Genomic DNA, 17,200 nt, shown 5'->3' on the forward strand with positions numbered 1-17,200 from the left:
CCAAAACCGCTTAGCCCTTCAGGCTGTCGAGGTCTTCCACGTTGATCGTGTCCAGGTTACGGAACAGGACCACCAGGATGCCCAGGCCGATCGCCGATTCGGCGGCCGCGACAGTCAGGATGAAGAACACGAAGATCTGGCCTGCCGCATCACCCAGATAGTGCGAGAAGGCGACGAAGTTCAGGTTCACTGCCAAGAGCATCAGTTCGATGGCCATGAGCAGGATGATGATGTTCTTCCGGTTCAGGAAAATACCCACGATCGAGATCGCGAACAGGATCGCGCCCAGGACCAGGTAGTGTGCGAGCGATAAAGTCATGGTGCCTCCTTGGCGTTTGCCTGTGCGGCCGCCGCTTCGTCGATGGCACGCTGGTTGACCGATGCCATTTTCACGATGCGCAGGCGGTCATTGCGCTTGACGCGGACGGCGTCGGCCGGGTCGATGGCCTTGGTGTCCTTGCGGCGGCGCAATGTCAGCGCCACCGCGGCGATCATTGCCACCAGCAGGATCGCGGCCGCGATTTCAAAGCCGTAGATGTAGTCGGTGTAGATCAGCTTGCCCAATTCCTTGGTGCCGCCGATGTGGCCGGCAGCCGGGGCCGCGTCGATGCCGAGGAAGCCGCGCCACAGGACGGCGGCCATTTCCAGCACGATCAGGGCGCCGATGATCGACGCCAGCGGCAGGTAGCCCCAGAACTGTTCGCGCATGCGGGCGATGTCGATGTCGATCATCATGACCACGAACAGGAACAGCACCATGACGGCGCCGACATAGACCAGCACCAGCACGATCGAGAGGAACTCGGCCTGCAGCAGCATCCAGATGCCGGCTGCGTTAAAGAACGCCAGCACCAGGAACAGCGCCGCGTGCACGGGGTTCCTGGCGGTGATAACGCGCGTCGCGGCCAGCACCATGATGGCGGCGAACACGTAGAACAGTACAGTAGTAAATTCCATGACTAACCCGAGCCTTTGTTGTTAGCGGTATTTCGCGTCCGCCTCGCGGGCGGCAGCGATGTCGGCTTCGTAGCGGTCGCCCACGGCCAGCAGCATCTCTTTGGTGTAGTAGAGATCGCCGCGCTTTTCGCCGTGGTACTCCAGCACGTGGGTCTCGACGATCGAATCGACCGGGCACGACTCTTCGCAGAAGCCGCAGAAGATGCACTTGGTCAGGTCGATGTCGTAGCGCGTGGTGCGGCGGGTGCCGTCCTCGCGCTCAGCCGATTCGATCGTGATGGCCAGCGCCGGGCACACCGCCTCGCACAGTTTGCAGGCGATGCAGCGCTCTTCGCCGTTGGGATAACGGCGCAGCGCGTGCAGGCCGCGGAAGCGCGGCGACATCGGGGTCTTCTCTTCCGGATACTGCACCGTGATCTTACGCGACAAGGCGTACTTGCCCGTCACCTTCAGGCCCTTGAATAGCTCGGTCAGCATCAGGCTGCCGAAGAAGTCTTTTAATCGTTCCATTTCTTGCGCTTCCTTACTTCCAAATGTTCCACGGCGTCTGCATCACACCAGCCACCAGGACCAGCCATACCAGGGTCAGCGGAATGAATACTTTCCAGCCCAGGCGCATGATCTGGTCATAGCGGTAACGCGGGAAGGTACCACGCACCCAGACGAACAGCGACACGACCAGGAAGGCCTTGAGCGCGAGCCAGAAGAAACCGCCCACGGCGCCGCCGAACTCGAGGAACGAGAACGGAGCCTGCCAGCCCCCCAGGAACATCACGGCCGCCAGGGTCGACACCAGGATCATGTTGGCGTATTCGGCCAGCATGAACATCGCGTACGACATGCCCGAGTACTCGACCATGTGGCCGGCCACGATTTCCGATTCGCCTTCCACCACGTCGAACGGGTGGCGGTTGCACTCGGCCAGCGCGGAGACGATGTAGATCACGAACAGCGGCAGCAGCGGCAGCCAGTTCCACGACAGGATGTTCAGGCCGTGGCCGACGAAGAAGCCGCGGGTCTGGGCGGCGACGATGTCGGAGAAGTTCAGCGAACCGGAGACCATCAGCACCACGACCATCACGAAGCCCATCGGGATCTCGTACGAAATCATCTGGGCCGAGGCGCGCATCGCGCCCATGAACGAGTACTTCGAGTTCGCGGACCAGCCGGCGATGATGACGCCGTACACTTCCATCGAGGTGATCGCCAGCAGCAGCAAGAGGCCAGCGTTGACGTTGGCCAGCGCCTTGTCCGGACCGAACGGGATGACCGACCACGCGGCGAGCGCCGGCATGATGGTCATGATCGGGCCGATGATGAACAGGGACGTGGTGGCCTTGGCCGGGATCACGATTTCCTTGAGCAGGAGCTTCAGGGCGTCGGCGATCGGCTGCAAGAGGCCCAGCGGGCCGACGCGGTTCGGGCCGAGGCGGATGTGGATCCAGCCGATCAGCTTGCGCTCCCACAGCACCAGATAGGCCACCAGGCCCAGCAGCGGCAGCAGGATGCACAGCAGCTTGATCAAGGTCCAGACCAGGGTCCACAAGGCGGGACCCATCAGAGCAGCGCCGCTGGCGGTAAAGCTATCAATAAATCCGGGCGTTGCCATTACTTGCCCTCCCCTGCTTTTTCAACGTTGATCGGGCCGAACATGGCGCCCAGGCTTGCTGTCGCCGGGTGCGCCGTGGCGACACGCACGGTGTTGGCCGGCAGGCCGGCATCGACGGCGGCAACCAGGATGGCGCTGCCGGTGCCTTGGGTGACCTTGACGACGTCGCCGGCCTTGACGCCCAGCTTGTCGGCCAGCGCCTGCGACAGGCGCGCCAGCGGCGGCTGGCCGTCGGCCGTGCGCTGCAGCGGCTCGGAGCGGCGCGCGATCGCGTCGGCGAAATAGATCGGCACGTCGGTCACGCGTTCCAGCCCGCCGGCGGTGTTGTAAGCAGCGGCAGTCGGTGCCAGCTTGGCCACGTTGTTCAGCTTGGCAGAGTGGTCAAGCACGCCCTTGCCCAGCGCCTCGTCGCGGATCGATTCCGAGGTCTCGTAGTCGAAGCCGGTCAGGCCCAGCAGGTTGCCCAGCACGCGCAGCACCTTCCATGCCGGGCGCGCGTCGCCCAGCGGACGCACGGTGCCGTTGAAGCTCTGTGCGCGGCCTTCGCAGTTCACGAAGGTGCCGGCGGTTTCCGAGAACGGCGCGATCGGCAGCAGCACGTCGGCATAGTCCATGCCGTGCTTGAAGGCCGACATTGCGACCACCATCTCGGCGCCCTGCAGCGCGGCCAAGGCCTGCTGCGGGTTGGCCGCGTCCAACTCCGGCTCGGCGTTAAGCAGCACGTAAGCCTTCTTCGGCGTGGCGAAGATATTCTCGCCCTTGTTCGAGGTCGCGCCGATCAGGTAGCCACCGACGGTGTTGGCGGCTTCGACGAAGGAACCGAACTTGCAGCCGGTCTGCTCGGCGATCCACTGCGCAACAGCGTGGATTTGCGACGCCTGCGGGTGATGGCCAGCAGCGTTGCCCAAGAGGACTGCGCCCGGTGCGTCACCAGCGGTCAGCGCAGCGGCGATCGCTCTCGCCACATCGCCAGCCTGGGTGTTCTCGAAGCCTGCCGGTGCGGCGATGCCTTTCGCAGCGGCGACGGCCACGGCGATTTCGGACAGCGCAGCCAGCCAGTCGGAAGGCGCCACGATCATGCGGTTCGCGGTCGGGATCAGGTTATCGTCCAGCGCCGAGTGCAGGATCGACAGCTTGGCGCCCGTCTTGACTGCGTGACGCAGGCGGATGGCGGCCAGCGGATGGTCCTTGCGCAGGAACGAGCCGATCACGAAGATGCGCTTGAGCGTCGACAGTTCGGCGATCGGCATGCCCAGCCACGGAGTGACCTGGCCGTCCAGCGCGAAATCGGTCTGGCGCAGGCGGAAGTCGACGTACTCGACGCCGAAGCCGCGCATCGCTTTTTGCAGCAGGTACAGTTCTTCAACCGTCGAGTGGGCGGTGCCCACTGCGGCGATCGAATCGGCGCCGTGCTCGTGGCGGATATTGCGCAGGCCGTGCGCGACGTATTCCAGCGCGGTCTGCCAGTCGGTCTCGATCCACTCCCCGCCCTGCTTGAGCATGGGCTTGGTCAGGCGCGAGGCGTTGTCCAGCGCTTCGTACGAGAAGCGGTCCTTGTCCGACAGCCAGCATTCGTTGACCGCTTCGTTTTCCAGCGGCAGCACGCGCATCACCTTGCCGTTCTTGACCTGGACGATCAGGTTCGAGCCGAGCGAATCGTGCGGCGACACCGAACGGCGGCGCGACAGTTCCCACGAACGTGCGGTGTAGCGGAAAGGCTTGGAGGTCAGCGCGCCGACCGGGCACAGGTCGATCATGTTGCCCGACACTTCGGAGTCCACGGTCTTGCCCACGAAGGTGGTGATCTCCGAGTGCTCGCCGCGGCCCAGCATGCCGAATTCCATGACGCCGGCCACTTCCTGGCCAAAGCGCACGCAGCGGGTGCACTGGATGCAGCGCGCCATCTCTTCCATCGAGATCAGCGGGCCCGCCTCTTTCGGCGTGACCACGCGCTTTTCTTCCTCGTAGCGCGACTGGCCGCCACCATAGCCCACGGCCAGGTCTTGCAGCTGGCATTCGCCGCCCTGATCGCAGATCGGGCAGTCGAGCGGGTGGTTAATCAGCAGGAATTCCATCACAGACTTCTGCGCATTGACCGCCTTGTCGCTGTGGGTGCGCACGATCATGCCAGGCGAAACCGGGGTCGCGCAGGCCGGCAGCGGCTTGGGCGCCTTTTCCACCTCGACCAGGCACATGCGGCAGTTTGCGGCGATCGACAATTTCTTGTGATAGCAGAAGTGCGGGATGTAAGTCCCGAGTTTGTTTGCGGCGTCCATCACCATTGAGCCTGGTGGGACTTCGACTTTCTTGCCGTCTAATTCAATTTCAACCATTTGATCGTTACCTGACCTGGTTTTTAGATGTATGCGGGCACCAAGCAGTGCTTGTGCTCGATGTGGTATTCAAATTCGTCGCGGAAGTTCTTGATCATCGCGCGAACCGGCATCGCGGCAGCATCGCCCAGCGCGCAGATGGTGCGGCCCTGGATGTTGTCGGCGACCGAATTGAGCAGATCCATGTCTTCCGGGCGGCCCTGGCCGTGCTCGATGCGATGCACCACGCGGTACATCCAGCCGGTGCCTTCACGGCACGGCGTGCACTGGCCGCAGGACTCTTCGTAGTAGAAGTACGACAGGCGCAGCAGCGACTTGACCATGCAGCGCGTCTCGTCCATCACGATCACCGCGCCCGAGCCCAGCATCGAGCCGGCCTTGGCGATCGAGTCGTAGTCCAGGTCGGTGTTCATCATGACGTCGCCGCGCACCACCGGTGCCGACGAACCGCCTGGAATCACGGCCTTGATCTTCTTGCCGCCACGCATGCCGCCGGCCAGCTCCATCAGCTTGGCGAACGGGGTGCCCAGCGGGACTTCGTAGTTGCCCGGACGCTCGACGTCGCCCGAGATCGAGAAGATCTTGGTGCCGCCGTTGTTCGGCTTGCCCAGCGCCATGTAGTTCTCGGCGCCGATGTTCAGGATGAACGGCACGGCCGCGAAGGTCTCGGTGTTGTTGATCGTGGTCGGCTTGCCGTACAGGCCGAACGAGGCCGGGAACGGCGGCTTGAAGCGCGGCTGGCCCTTCTTGCCTTCCAGCGATTCTAGCAGAGCGGTTTCTTCGCCGCAGATGTAGGCGCCATAGCCATGGTGCGCGTGCAGCTGGAAGCTGAAGTTGCTGCCCATGATGTTATCGCCCAGGAAGCCTGCCGCGCGCGCCTCTTCCAGCGCTTCTTCGAACAGCAGGTATTCCTGGAAGATCTCGCCGTGGATGTAGTTGTAGCCCACGGTGATGCCCATCGCGTAGGCGCCGATGGCCATGCCTTCGATCAGCGCGTGCGGGTTGTAGCGGATGATGTCGCGGTCCTTGAACGTGCCCGGCTCGCCTTCGTCGGTGTTGCAGACGAGGTATTTCTGGCCCGGGAACTGGCGCGGCATGAAGCTCCACTTCAGGCCGGTCGGGAAACCCGCGCCGCCGCGGCCGCGCAGGCCGGAGGCCTTGAGGTCGGCAATGATCTGCTCCGGGGGAATCTTTTCCTCCAGGATGCGGCGCAGCGCCGAGTAGCCGCCACGCTTGACGTAGTCGGCCAGGTGCCAGTTCTTGCCGTCCAGGTCTTTCAGGATCAGCGGATTGATGTGACGGTCGTGCAGGCTGGTCATTTCTTCAGTTCCTCTACCAGGGCGTCGATCTTGGCGTCGCTCATGAACGAGCACATCCGGTGGTTGTTCACCAACATCACCGGCGCGTCGCCGCACGCGCCCATGCATTCGCCTTCCATCAGCGTGAACTGGCCGTCGGCGGTGGTGCCGCGGAAGTCGACGCCGAGCTTGTCTTTCAGGTGCTGGGCGGCGCGCTCGCCACCCGACAGGGCGCACGGCAGGTTGGTGCACACGGTGATCTTGTGCTTGCCGACCGGCTTGAGGTTGTACATGTTGTAGAAGGTCGCCACCTCCTGCACGGCCACGGCAGGCATGCCGATGTAGTCGGCCAGTTCCTGCATGGTCTCGGGCGAAACCCAGCCCAGTTCAACCTGGGCGTGCGCCAGCGCGGCCATCACGGCGGACTGACGCTGGTCGGCCGGATATTTGGCCAGCTCGCGGTCAATTTTTTTGTAGCACTGCTCAGATAACATAATCTTTTCTGCCTTTCGGACTTATCGGTCAATACTGCCGAAAACAATGTCTTGGGTACCGATGATGGTGACGGCGTCGGCGATCATGTGGCCGCGCGCCATCTCGTCCAGGCTTTGCAGGTGCGCATAGTCCGGCGTGCGGATCTTCAGGCGGTACGGCTTGTTGGCGCCGTCCGAGACAATGTAGATGCCGAATTCGCCCTTCGGGTGCTCGACCGCGGCATACGCCTCGCCTTCCGGCACGTGGAAGCCTTCCGAGAACAGCTTGAAGTGGTGGATCAGCGATTCCATGTTGGTCTTCATGTCCACGCGATGCGGCGGAGCGACCTTGTGGTTGTTCGTGATGACCGGACCCGGGTTGGCGCGCAGCCAGGTGATGCACTGCTTGACGATGCGGTTACTCTGGCGCAGTTCTTCGATACGGACCAGGTAGCGGTCGTACGAGTCGCCGTTGGTGCCGACCGGAATGTCGAAGTCCAGCTTGTCGTACACCGCGTACGGCTGCTTCTTGCGCAGGTCCCACTCGACGCCCGAGCCGCGCAGCATGGCGCCGGTAAAGCCCATCGCCTTGGCGTCTTCCGGCGAGACCACGCCGATGCCGACCGTGCGCTGCTTCCAGATGCGGTTGTCGGTCAGCAGGGTTTCGTATTCGTCGACATAGCCGTCGAAGCGCTTGGTGAACGACTCGATGAAGTCGAGCACCGAGCCCTGGCGGGTTTCGTTGAGCTCGTCGATGGCGCGCTGGCTGCGCAGCAGCGACGGCTTGTGCTTGGGCATTGCGTCCGGCAGGTCGCGGTACACGCCGCCCGGACGGTAGTAGGCCGCGTGCATGCGCGCGCCCGACACCGCCTCGTAGACGTCGAACAGGTCTTCGCGGTCGCGGAACGCATACAGGAACGGACCCATCGCGCCGATGTCCAGCGCGTGCGCGCCCAGCCACATCAGGTGGTTCAGGATGCGGGTGATCTCGTCGAACATCACGCGGATGTACTGCGCGCGCACCGGCACTTCCAGGCCCAGCAGCTTTTCGATCGCCAGCACGTAGCCGTGCTCGTTGGACATCATCGACACGTAGTCGAGACGGTCCATGTACGGCACGGACTGCAGGTAGGTGCGGGTTTCCGCCAGCTTCTCGGTACCGCGGTGCAGCAGGCCGATGTGCGGGTCGGCGCGCTGGATCACCTCGCCGTCCAGTTCCAGCACCAGGCGCAGCACGCCGTGCGCTGCCGGGTGCTGCGGACCAAAGTTCAGGGTGTAATTCTTAAGCTCAGCCATTATTTGATCCCGTAGTTTTCTTCGCGGATCACGCGCGGAGTGTTTTCGCGCGGTTCGATCGTCACGGGTTGATAGATCACGCGCTTCTGCTCGGGGTCGTAGCGCATCTCGACATAGCCCGAAATCGGGAAGTCCTTGCGGAACGGGTGGCCGATGAAGCCGTAGTCGGTCAGGATGCGGCGCAGGTCGCCGTGGCCCTCGAACAGGATGCCATACAGGTCGAACGCCTCGCGCTCGTACCAGTTGGCGGCGCGCCAGATGCCGGTCACGGTCGGGACCACCGGCATTTCGTCGTCGGGCGCGAACACGCGCACGCGCACACGCCAGTTGTGCTCGATCGACAGCAGGTGCGATACCGCGGCGAAGCGCAGGCCATCCCAGGTGCCGTCGCCGTATTGCAGGTAGTCGACGCCGCACAGGTCGATCAGTTCTTCGAAACGCAGGCTCGGGTCGTCGCGCAGGGTCTGCATCGCAGCCAGGTAATCGGCGGCTTTGACTACCACCGTTACTTCGCCCAGCGCCACCGAAATGGTAGCGCGCTCGCCCAGCGCATTCTTCAGGGCGAGCTCGAGAGCTTCAAGTTTTGTCGTCATGGTGAAAATCTGCTGGTGTTAGCGCGCGATGGTGTTGGTGCGCTTGATCTTGTTCTGCAGCTGGATGATGCCGTACAGCAGGGCCTCGGCAGTCGGCGGGCAACCCGGGACGTAGACATCGACCGGCACGATACGGTCACAACCGCGCACCACCGAGTACGAGTAGTGATAGTAGCCGCCGCCGTTGGCGCAGGAACCCATCGAAATGACCCAGCGCGGCTCGGCCATCTGGTCGTAGACCTTGCGCAGCGCCGGCGCCATCTTGTTGCACAGCGTGCCGGCGACGATCATCACGTCGGACTGGCGCGGGGATGGACGGAACACGACACCGAAACGGTCCAGGTCGTAGCGGGCGGCGCCGGCATGCATCATCTCGACGGCGCAGCAGGCCAGACCGAAAGTCATGGGCCACATCGATCCGGTGCGGGCCCAGTTGATCAGCTTGTCAGCGGTGGTGGTGACAAAACCTTCGTTTAATACGCCTTCAATTGCCATGGCTCATTCCCAATCAAGGGCACCTTTCTTCCAGATGTACCAGAAACCGACGACGAATTCAGCGATGAAAACCATCATCGTCACGAATGCGGGCCAGCCCAGTTCGCGCATGGAGACGCCCCAGGGGAAGAAGAATGCCGTTTCCAGATCAAACAAAATAAATAGGATCGCGATCAGGTAGTACCTGACGTCGAACTTCATGCGCGCGTCTTCGAACGCTTCGAAGCCGCATTCATACGGGGAGAGTTTTTGCGGATCCGGACGATGCGGACCAATCAGGCGGCCAAGCACCTGGGGGGCGACACCCACGCCGATACCGACGAGGATGAACAGCAGGACGGGGAAGTAATTCTCGAGGTTCACAATGAAGCCTTTGTTGAACGATCGGTTGATAAAACACTGCGGTGGAGCAGTACCGTATCGCGCGAACCTGGCTTATTGCCTGCTAACCAGGATCGTACGACTGATCCTCGTAAAAAAGCCAGCTGAGGCAGGAGAGCTGAGTGCTCGTGCGCCCTAGCTGGCTTCTGTATCTTTGGTGCCGACGGCGAGACTCGAACTCGCACAGCTTTCGCCACTACCCCCTCAAGATAGCGTGTCTACCAATTTCACCACGTCGGCTGGAGACCAGTATTTTACCCTGCCTTAGCACCTTTTTTCAATGCACAAATTGCGTTGAAACAAGGAAAATACATAAAAAGTCATCTCTTTTTGATGTAACCCATTCGGGCCACACCGATTTGTACTGCTGGCGCCCTGCGACGCCTTGTTGCCACCTGCGAAAACGATCACGCTTAGCAGTCGGCTGGCGCGGCGCCACCAGGGGCGGCCACGCCGGTATCGATCAAAAGACCGATTATTTCGGAACCTGGTTAGCCGGGGCCGGCGCACCCGGTGCGACAGGCACGTCATTGACCGGAGCCGCCGGAGCCGGGTTCGCGGTTGCCGGAACTGCATTGCCGGCATTATTCGCCGGCGCATTCGTAGCCGGAGCCTGACCTGCCGGTACCGCGGCACGTTCCATCACGCCGCCACTAGTGCTGTGCGGACGGTTGGTGGCGCTGTATGCCAGTGCCAGCGTCGACGCGAAGAAGATCGCGGCAGCGACGGCAGTCGACTTCGACAGGAAGTTCGACGACCCGCTGGCGCCGAACAGGCTGCCGGACGCACCGGAACCAAACGCGGCGCCCATGTCGGCACCCTTACCATGCTGCAGCAGCACCAGGCCGATGATGGCCAGGGCCGACAAGACCTGTACGACTACAATCAGATTGAACAAGGCGCTCATTTAGATTCCATTCCTATTTTAACTACGTTTCAAATTCTTTTCAGGCGGCGTGCAAGATGGCCAGGAAATCCGCGGCCTTCAGCGCTGCGCCGCCAACCAGGCCGCCGTCGATGTCCGGCTGCGCCATCAGCTCCTTGGCGTTGTCGGGCTTCATGCTGCCGCCGTACAAGATCGCCACCGAAGCGCCCGCCTGTACGCTGCGCTCCTTCAACTGCATGCGCAGCTGCGCGTGCACTTCCTGCGCCATTTCCGGCGTCGCATTCCTGCCGGTGCCAATTGCCCAGACCGGCTCATAAGCGACCACGATTTTTTCGACCTGCGCATCGTCAAGCAGTTCGAGCACCGCGGCCAACTGGCTGCCAACCACGCTGGCGGTCTGCCCCGCTTCGCGCTGGTCCAGCGTTTCGCCGACGCACACGATCGGAGTCAGCCCCGCTTCCAGCGCGGCCTTGGCCTTGTGCGCGACCAGCTCGCTGCTCTCGCCGTGATATGCGCGGCGCTCGGAATGGCCGACGATGACATAACGGCAGGAAAAATCAGCCAGCATCGCGGCCGAAACTTCACCGGTGTAGGCGCCGCTGGCGTGCTGCGAGACATCTTGTGCACCCCAAGCGACCGGCGTGCCGGCCAGGAGCTGTTCGCACTGCGGCAGATATGGAGCCGGAACGCAGACCGCGCAAGAGGCATTTGCGCCATCCAGGCCGGCCAGCAGGCCAGCGACCAGCGTTGCGTTACCCGCGCGGCTGCCGTTCATTTTCCAGTTACCTACGACGAGTTTGGGACGCATTCGGAACCCCATGGTCAAATAACCCGCTATTCTAGCGGTCGCCAGATGGACGGTCAAACAATGGCTGAGCGGCGTTGTTCCGAGCACTGCGTAGGGTGCGCACCTGTGCGCACGCGGTTCGCGAACGTGGCGTCGCGGGATCGGCAATCGCAGACGCAAACTCTGCGCGACGGTACCGCGTGCGCACTGGTGCGCACCCTACGCCCTCCGCGACGCGACGCGGCTACAACACCTGCAGCACAATCTTGCCCACATGCGTGCTGGATTCCATCAGCGCGTGCGCCTCGGCTGCTTCGGCCAGAGGAAAGGTCTTGTAAATCACGGGCTTGATCTTGCCCTCGGCGAACAGCGGCCACACGCGTTCCCGCAACTGCCGCGCGATCGCCGCCTTGAATTCGACCGGACGCGGGCGCAAGGTGGAACCGCTGATCGTCAAGCGCCGACGCAACACCTGGCCAAGGTCGACCGTGGCTTTGGCGCCACCCAGCAGCGCAATCAGCGCAATGCGCCCGTCATCCGCCAGGCACTCGATCTCGCGCGGCACGTAGTCGCCACCGACCATGTCCAGCACCACATCCACGCCCTTGCCTGCTGTCAGCTCCTTGACCACCGCGACGAAATCTTCCGTACGGTAGTTAATGCCGCGCTCGGCCCCCAGCGCTTCACAGGCGCGGCATTTTTCATCGCTGCCGGCTGTGGCGAACACACGGTGCCCGAGCGCGCTGGCAAGCTGGATCGCGGTCACGCCGATGCCCGAGCTGCCGCCCTGCACCAGCAGCGTTTCCGCGCCGGAGAGGTGCGCGCGATCGAACACGTTGGTCCACACTGTAAAGAAGGTCTCCGGCAGCGACGCTGCCTCCACCGCGCTCAAGCCGGCTGGGATCGGCAGGCACTGCTGCACGGGCGCCGCGCAGTACTCGGCATAGCCGCCGCCCTGCACCAGCGCGCACACCATATCGCCCTTGCGAAAGCCGCTGCCGTCCAGGTCGCCATCGACGATCTCGCCCGCCACTTCCAGCCCCGGCAGGCTGGATGCACCGGGCGGCACCGGGTACTTGCCCATGCGCTGCAGCACGTCGGGACGGTTGACGCCGGCAGCGTGCACCTTGATCAGGACTTCGCCTGGCTTCGTGTCAGGCAGCGGACGTTCACACGCTTGCAGGACGTCCGGCTTGCCGGGCTGGGTGATTTCGATGGCGCGCATGGCTGGTCCTTTATTCAAGAACCGTGATTGTACGTCAGCGGCCGACGCCGAGCCGGCGCCAAGCGTTTGTTGCCGTGAAGAGAAAAAGTCTGCGAGGCGCGTGCCCTTGTGCAAGCGAATTCTCCAGAGAATGACAATTCTGCGGGACAGTCGAGATAGGTCAACGAACACCGCCGCAGCCTCCTTGTCCGCGATATGTACGGCAGGTAGATTGGCTCACACGAGCTCATCAGGTAACGCCGGTTCCCCGGCCGGCACCCGGCGACTCATTCAAGAAGCACGATAGCGAGGAGCTGCCATCATGTTGTCCCTGCCTGCCCTGTTCAGTACGGCCAGCCGGCTGCTGGCTGGCGCCGCGCTCGCCGCCGCAATGGCCGTTCCAGCGTCCGCATCGCAGGGCTGGCCTTCGGGACACTGGGTCGCCACCTGGGGTGCGAGCCCTGGCACAGTACCCGCCAATGCGCGGGCCTTCAGCGACCAGACACTGCGCTTGATCGTGCGCACCAGCATCGGCGGCAATCGCGTGCGCATTCGCTTGTCCAACGAGATGGGCACGACGCCGCTGCATGTCGGCGAAGCGCATATCGCGGTGCGCGCCAGCGGCGCCGAGATCGCCCCCGGCACCGACCGCCCGCTGACCTTTTCCGGCCAGGCCGCGATCACGATCCCGCCCGGCGCGCCGGTGCTGTCCGATCCGGTCGAGCTGAACGTGGCTCCGCTGTCGGAGCTGGCGGTCAGCATCTACCTGCCGGACACGGTGACTTCAATCCACGGCACGGCCAGCCAGCCGAACTACGTGTCGCTCCCGGGCAACTTCACCGGCTCGTCCGCCCTGCCAACCGAGCGCACGATTCTGACGCTGCCGTTCCTGACCCAGGTCGACGTCGACCGCGACGCCACCGCGGCCATTGTCACGTTTGGCGACGCGATCACCGGGAGCACCCGCAACACAGCGGATGCAGACGGCCGCTGGCCGAGCTGGCTGGCGAAGCGCCTGCAAAGCGCGCGCGACTCCAATTTCGACATGACCGGCCGGCTGGGCATGGTCGAGCGCGGCATCATTGGTGCCCGGCTGCTTTCCAGGCCGGCGCCTGACGAGCCCAGCGCGCTCGAACGCTTCGACCGCGAGGTCCTGGCCACCGCCGGCGTGCGCTACATGATAGTGCTCATCGGGATCAACGACATCGGCGCCAGCCCGAACGACAACCCGGTCGGCGCGCAGGACCTGATCGCCGGCTACCGCCAGCTGGTCGCACGTGCGCACCAACAGGGAATCGCGGTCTACGGCGCGACGCTCACGCCGTTCGAAGGTGCGCCCTTTTACTCCGCAGCGAAGGAACAGGTGCGCCAAACCGTCAACGACTGGATACGCACGCATGAAGAATTCGACGGGGTGCTCGATTTCGACGCCGTCACGCGCGACCCGGCACGCCCGACGCGGCTGCTGCCGGCATACGACAGCGGCGACCACCTGCATCCGAACGACCTGGGCCACCAGGCGATGGGCAAGGCGGTGCCGCTGGAGCTGTTCCGCTCGCAGCCAGCGGGAGGCAAGAGATAAGGGAGGGGAAAAAGGAAGACCGCCGGCCAACCGGCGGCAGTCGCAAGTGCGTACTGGTGCGTACGTGGTCGAAAGCTGGCCAGCCGATCTTGATGGGCAAGAGGAATCGGCTGTGCCACTCGCGGCCGCGTGCGCACCAGTCGCCGGCGGCCATTCGTGGATCAGGAATTGCCGCCGGTGCGCGAGGCCGTCGGCAAGGGCATTCCCGGCTTCCAGTTGCGCGACAAGGCCTGCGCCTCCTCGATCTGTTCATTCGTCATCTGGCGCGACACCGCGGCACGCTGTTCGGTTGCATTGGCATTGCCGTTGGCCGCCGCCAGATTCCACAGCATGTACGCGATCACCACGTCCTGCGGCATGCCCGCGACGTGATAGCGGTACATCAGCCCGAGCGCATGCTGCGCCTCCGCATGGCCCTGCTCGGCCGCCTTGCGGAACCACGTCACCGCCTGCTTCTGGTCCTGCAGCACCGCGTTGCCGGTGTAGTACATCGCGCCCACCACGTACTGTGCGTCCGCCTTGCCCTGCTGCGCGGCCTTGTGGTGCCACATGAAGGCCTGCTTGTAGTCGCGCACCACGCCACGGCCCATGTAGTACATCAGGCCCAGCAAATGCTGGGCTTCCGCGTTTCCGGCCTTGGCAAGCGGGGTAATTTCCTTCAGCGCCAGCGGATAGTTCCGCGCGTTGTAGGCGGTCGCGCCTTCGGCAAAGCCTGCATGTGCGCTGACATGCAGGCCGAAGACGGCGACGATGGCAATCATTATTCTTTTCATGTCTCGTGACTGGAACCTGGGACTTCGTCCTACCCTCCGTGCCGTTGGAGGGCTCCCTGTGTATTTTTTACTTCCAACTGACCTTGCCAAGACCGTCGACGCTGACCTTGCGGTTGAGCGGCTTGCCGTACACCGTCACCGAGCCCATGCCCGACAGGTTGACGCTGGCGTTCTGCAGCGCCGTCACGGTGGCATTGCCCAGCCCGGACAGGTCGAGGTTCACGGTTTCGACCGCTAGCTGCTGCGCGTCGAGCCCGCCCAACCCGCCCAGGTCAGCCTTGAGCCATTTGCTGCGCCCGTTCAACGTCACATGGCCGGCCCCGCGCAGCCGCAGGTCGAGGCCCTCGCCGTTCACGCCGCCGATGTTCATGCTGCCGACGCCGCCCAGGCTGGCGGTCGTGATCTTGTAGTTGCAGGCGACCTTCATCGAACCTGCACCATCCAGGTTCAGGTCGAGCTCGTCGCCGGAAAAGCCGGTGATTTCGGTCGACCCCAGGCTTTCGGATGTCACCTCGCGCAGCCGGGGCAAGGTCAGCTCCACCTTCAGGCCCGAGTGACTGTCCCACTTCCTGCGGCTCCCTTCGGTGCCAATGTTGAGCGTGTCACCACTTTGCTGCGTGGTGGTCATCTGGATCCAGCGCGGATCCCCCGTGAGCACGAGGACCGGGTTATTGCCCTGCCGGATCTTCAAATTCACCACACCATCCAGCTTGACGCGTACCACGCGGGCGTCGATCGGACGCGATTCGGTGGACACGTCGGGCGCCGCGACAGCGATCCCGACCACGCTGCACAAGGCTGCCGATCCCAGGCCGAGCTTATAAAAGATGTTCATCTGCTTCTCCGAATTGCAATGCTTTTTGACGAGGCATGGGTTCCAGAAAGATATTCTATTTGCATTTTCTGTAGGCATCCTCTCCTAGTCTCAACTATATCGGCGCGCCGGGCGCCACCTCATCAAATTGCGACGAACTGCAATTTTGACTACCCAGTCGACAGGATCACGGGGTTGCGCGGTAACCAAACGCCTTTACGAAAACTTACTTTTTAACATGCCGTTCAGTTAAGATGCCAGTCGCAACGGCGATCGAGCCGTTTCCACGCAACACTTATCGATTACTGCAACCTGTAGAGGTGACCAATGCGCTTGCGCCAACTGCCTGTCCTGCTGGCCGGGTTCGCCCTGTCGACGTCCGCCTTCGCCGCGGCCGCTGACCAGTGGCACCTGCCGGTCCAAGTCAAAAAGCTCGACAACGGACTGACCGTCGTTATTTCCGAAGACCATAGCTCGCCCACGGTCGGCGTCTCGGTCGTGTACCACGTCGGCATGCGGCTCGAGCCGCGCAACCGCACCGGCTTCGCCCACCTGTTCGAGCACCTGATGTTCCAGGGCACGCCGAATGCGCCCAAGGGCGTGTTTGACAAGACGATTACCGGCGGCGGCGGCCGCAACAACGGCTCGACCCGGCCCGACTTCACCAACTACATCGAAACCGCGCCGGCCTCGAGCCTGGAGCCGATCCTGTGGCTCGAAGCGGACCGCATGAAGACGCTCGACTTCAACGAAAAGACGCTGAAGAACCAGCAGGACGTGGTGAAGGAAGAGATCCGGGTCAACGTCAAGAACCAGCCCTACGGCGCCTTCTACTGGATCGACATCAGCCAGCAGGCATTCCAGAAGTGGGAGAACAACCACGACGGCTACGGCAGCTTCGAGGACCTGGAAGGAGCCAGCCTGGACGACGTACGCAAGTTCCACAGCGACTTCTACGGCCCCAACAACGCGGTGCTGGCCATTGCGGGCGACATCACGCCGGCGCAAGGCTTCGCACTCGCCCAGAAATACTTCGGCGGTATCGCCAGCCGCCCGACGCCGAAAGCCGGTGATTTCAGCGAGCCGCTGAACACCCAGGAAAAGCGCATCGAACAAAGCGACGCGCTGGCCCAGGTGCCGGGCATCGCGGCGGCGTGGAAGATACCGCCGCGTGCTAGCCAGGACCAGGCCGCGGTCGCGGTGCTGGGCGAACTGCTGGCCGGCAGCGACGCCTCGCTGTTCTACCAGGGACTAGTCAAGGGCCGCGAGATCGCGCTTAACGTCGATTCGCTGTTCGGCCTGACCGGTCCGTGGGAATACGACGGCCCCACCCTGCTCACCGTGTTCGCGCTGTACAAACCCGACAGCAGCGCCGACGCCGTGCTGGCGGCGATGGACCAGGAAATCGGCAAGGTGGCCAGGGACGGCGTGGACGCCGCCACCTTGAAGCGCGTGAAGACTCGCATGCTGGCCGACTGGTACAACAAGCTGGAAAACTTCATGAACCGCGCCGACACGATGGCCAAGCTGCAGACCATGTGGGGCGACGCAGGCGTGGTCAACAAGATCCCGGAATGGATCGAAGCGGTAACGTCGAACGACATCAAGCGCGCCGCGGCGACCTACCTGATCCCGTCCAACCGCACCGTTATCGACCGCAAGCCGGCTGCCAAGGCGGCCCCCGCCAACCCGCCAGCCGGCGACAAGAAATGAGGAGCG

General features: G+C 63.3%; 18 protein-coding genes and 1 tRNA gene. 2 read left to right on the plus strand and 17 right to left on the minus strand.

The window, feature by feature from the left end; all coding sequences use genetic code 11:
• Positions 1–10: 10 nt before the first annotated feature.
• From nuoK to E4O92_RS12875, 15 genes are all read right to left on the minus strand, one after another.
• Positions 11–319 (minus strand): NADH-quinone oxidoreductase subunit NuoK, encoded by a 309-nt coding sequence (nuoK, locus tag E4O92_RS12805; RefSeq protein WP_135190164.1) that lies wholly within the window; start codon positions 317–319, stop codon positions 11–13.
• Entirely contained in the window at positions 316–957 is a 642-nt protein-coding gene (locus E4O92_RS12810; protein ID WP_135190165.1) for an NADH-quinone oxidoreductase subunit J, read from the minus strand. Before E4O92_RS12810 ends, nuoK begins: the two co-directional genes overlap by 4 nt.
• 21 nt (positions 958–978) lie before the next feature.
• Positions 979–1,467, minus strand: a complete 489-nt coding sequence (nuoI, locus tag E4O92_RS12815; RefSeq protein WP_135190166.1) for an NADH-quinone oxidoreductase subunit NuoI — start codon at positions 1,465–1,467, stop codon at positions 979–981.
• Positions 1,468–1,480: 13 nt separating this feature from the next.
• Positions 1,481–2,566 carry an NADH-quinone oxidoreductase subunit NuoH gene (gene nuoH, locus E4O92_RS12820; protein ID WP_135190167.1) on the minus strand — a complete coding sequence of 362 codons (1,086 nt, stop codon included), beginning with the start codon at positions 2,564–2,566 and terminating at the stop codon, positions 1,481–1,483.
• Positions 2,566–4,899, minus strand: a complete 2,334-nt coding sequence (nuoG, locus tag E4O92_RS12825) for an NADH-quinone oxidoreductase subunit NuoG (protein WP_135190168.1) — start codon at positions 4,897–4,899, stop codon at positions 2,566–2,568. The genes nuoH and nuoG overlap by 1 nt, the downstream gene beginning before the upstream one ends.
• 23 nt (positions 4,900–4,922) lie before the next feature.
• Positions 4,923–6,218: an NADH-quinone oxidoreductase subunit NuoF gene (nuoF, locus tag E4O92_RS12830; RefSeq protein ID WP_135190169.1), complete on the minus strand. Its 1,296-nt coding sequence runs from the start codon at positions 6,216–6,218 to the stop codon at positions 4,923–4,925.
• Positions 6,215–6,691, minus strand: a complete 477-nt coding sequence (nuoE, locus tag E4O92_RS12835; protein ID WP_135190170.1) for an NADH-quinone oxidoreductase subunit NuoE — start codon at positions 6,689–6,691, stop codon at positions 6,215–6,217. Before nuoE ends, nuoF begins: the two co-directional genes overlap by 4 nt.
• Before the next feature lie 21 nt (positions 6,692–6,712).
• Positions 6,713–7,966 (minus strand): NADH-quinone oxidoreductase subunit D, encoded by a 1,254-nt coding sequence (locus E4O92_RS12840; RefSeq protein ID WP_135190171.1) that lies wholly within the window; start codon positions 7,964–7,966, stop codon positions 6,713–6,715.
• On the minus strand, positions 7,966–8,559 hold the full coding sequence (locus E4O92_RS12845; RefSeq protein WP_135190172.1) for an NADH-quinone oxidoreductase subunit C: 594 nt from the start codon (positions 8,557–8,559) through the stop codon (positions 7,966–7,968). The genes E4O92_RS12840 and E4O92_RS12845 overlap by 1 nt, the downstream gene beginning before the upstream one ends.
• An 18-nt stretch (positions 8,560–8,577) precedes the next feature.
• A complete protein-coding gene (locus tag E4O92_RS12850) occupies positions 8,578–9,054 on the minus strand; it encodes a NuoB/complex I 20 kDa subunit family protein (RefSeq protein ID WP_135190173.1) in 477 nt (158 codons plus the stop codon).
• A 3-nt stretch (positions 9,055–9,057) separates the two neighbouring features.
• Positions 9,058–9,417 (minus strand): NADH-quinone oxidoreductase subunit A, encoded by a 360-nt coding sequence (locus tag E4O92_RS12855; RefSeq protein WP_135190174.1) that lies wholly within the window; start codon positions 9,415–9,417, stop codon positions 9,058–9,060.
• A 173-nt stretch (positions 9,418–9,590) separates the two neighbouring features.
• Positions 9,591–9,675: transfer RNA gene (locus E4O92_RS12860), tRNA-Leu, on the minus strand.
• A gap of 235 nt (positions 9,676–9,910) precedes the next feature.
• Complete coding sequence (secG, locus tag E4O92_RS12865; RefSeq protein ID WP_135190175.1) at positions 9,911–10,342, minus strand: preprotein translocase subunit SecG; 432 nt, start codon at positions 10,340–10,342, stop codon at positions 9,911–9,913.
• A gap of 40 nt (positions 10,343–10,382) precedes the next feature.
• A complete protein-coding gene (gene tpiA / locus E4O92_RS12870) occupies positions 10,383–11,129 on the minus strand; it encodes a triose-phosphate isomerase (RefSeq protein ID WP_135190176.1) in 747 nt (248 codons plus the stop codon).
• 223 nt (positions 11,130–11,352) lie between these two features.
• Positions 11,353–12,333, minus strand: coding sequence for an NAD(P)H-quinone oxidoreductase (locus tag E4O92_RS12875; RefSeq protein ID WP_135190177.1), 981 nt, complete (start codon positions 12,331–12,333; stop codon positions 11,353–11,355).
• 301 nt (positions 12,334–12,634) lie between these two features.
• Between E4O92_RS12875 and E4O92_RS12880 the strand changes: the two genes are divergently transcribed.
• On the plus strand, positions 12,635–13,894 hold the full coding sequence (locus tag E4O92_RS12880) for an SGNH/GDSL hydrolase family protein (protein ID WP_135190178.1): 1,260 nt from the start codon (positions 12,635–12,637) through the stop codon (positions 13,892–13,894).
• 161 nt (positions 13,895–14,055) lie between these two features.
• Here the strand turns inward: E4O92_RS12880 and E4O92_RS12885 are convergent, their stop codons facing one another.
• Both E4O92_RS12885 and E4O92_RS12890 read right to left on the minus strand, forming a co-directional pair.
• Entirely contained in the window at positions 14,056–14,655 is a 600-nt protein-coding gene (locus E4O92_RS12885) for a tetratricopeptide repeat protein (protein WP_370660007.1), read from the minus strand.
• Between the two features lie 79 nt (positions 14,656–14,734).
• Complete coding sequence (locus tag E4O92_RS12890; RefSeq protein WP_135190180.1) at positions 14,735–15,502, minus strand: GIN domain-containing protein; 768 nt, start codon at positions 15,500–15,502, stop codon at positions 14,735–14,737.
• A 306-nt stretch (positions 15,503–15,808) separates the two neighbouring features.
• Between E4O92_RS12890 and E4O92_RS12895 the strand changes: the two genes are divergently transcribed.
• Positions 15,809–17,194: a M16 family metallopeptidase gene (locus tag E4O92_RS12895; protein ID WP_135190181.1), complete on the plus strand. Its 1,386-nt coding sequence runs from the start codon at positions 15,809–15,811 to the stop codon at positions 17,192–17,194.
• Positions 17,195–17,200 lie beyond the last annotated feature (6 nt).

This window comes from Massilia horti, from assembly GCF_004614195.1.
GTDB lineage: Bacteria > Pseudomonadota > Gammaproteobacteria > Burkholderiales > Burkholderiaceae_D > Telluria > Telluria horti.